Source organism: Priestia sp. P5_B4, from assembly GCF_056400385.1.
The window spans coordinates 1-1,018 of record NZ_JBFULJ010001140.1 but is presented as its reverse complement, the minus strand read 5'-3'; the positions used below and the strand labels follow the sequence as shown (position 1 = coordinate 1,018).

1 protein-coding gene is annotated in these 1,018 nt (G+C 36.2%); it reads right to left on the bottom strand.

Annotation, left to right across the window (positions count from 1 at the left end; all coding sequences use genetic code 11):
- On the bottom strand, positions 1 to 655 hold a 655-nt coding region (locus tag AC1DRF_RS29460), incomplete at its 3' end, for a fatty acid desaturase (RefSeq protein WP_477742502.1).
- Between the last annotated feature and the right edge of the window lie 363 nt (positions 656 to 1,018).

The window sequence follows — 1,018 nt, the reverse complement described above, 5'->3', positions numbered from 1 at the left end:
GTGACCCTGCTACAAAAAGTATGGGAGCTTGAACGAGCAGAAAAGCTTGCCAACCAATACCCCAACATAAAAGTGCATACACTGCAACAATTGAGAAATTGGTTAAATATGTGTTCAAACGTTCCTTTCGTTTCGCGTCTTTTCGATTCAATCGGTTAGAAACGAAGAAAAGATAAATGGGACCTAATCCAAACATAACAAGTGGATTGCGGTACACTCGGTAAGCTAACCGACCCCAGTAGGAAGCTGCAAYATACTCATCAACTGTCATGACCCACACATCACCAGTTCCTCGTTTATCTAAGTTGCTGCTCGTRGCATGATGAATCGAGTGGCTTCGTTTCCACTGTTCATACGGAAACATGGTGATAACCCCACTRATTGTACCAAGGATATTATTCGCTTTTCGGCTTTTGAAAAATGATTGATGACAACAATCATGGAAAATAATGAAGGTTCGGACGACGAACCCGGCTGTAACAATAGCTATTGGCAGTGTTAGCCAATAAGAAACRGACAAACTTTTATAAGCTAGAAACCAAAGTAGTAAAAACGGAAGAAAGGTGTTTATTAATTGCTTTATACTCGATTTCGTATTGGATTTTTCAAAAGGTGCTACATTTTTTCTTAATTCAGTCGTTTTTTGTTTGCTCATGTGTTCCTCCTTACATCTTTCTTTACATTGATTAGTATWCAACTCTTCTTTAYATTTATAGTAGAACATAGTAGCTGGTAATAAAAGATATAAACGTCAAGTARYTAGTATGACAAYTGTCATACATGTGTGAATGTATTTTCTTAATAAAAGGAAAAGGGTATGAAAAAATTCAGTTTCATTAAAGCATTATTTCAGTCCTAGCTATTTAAAAGCACTCATCAGTGTGTACCTTTCTAACAGGTTTTGTGCCACTATTTTTAAAATATAATGCGAACAAGTAACTACTTCTACTATAATGTCTAGGATTGGAGGTAGCTTTTCAGAGCTATGAAGTTTCAACTGTCGTGCACTTTGTTATAA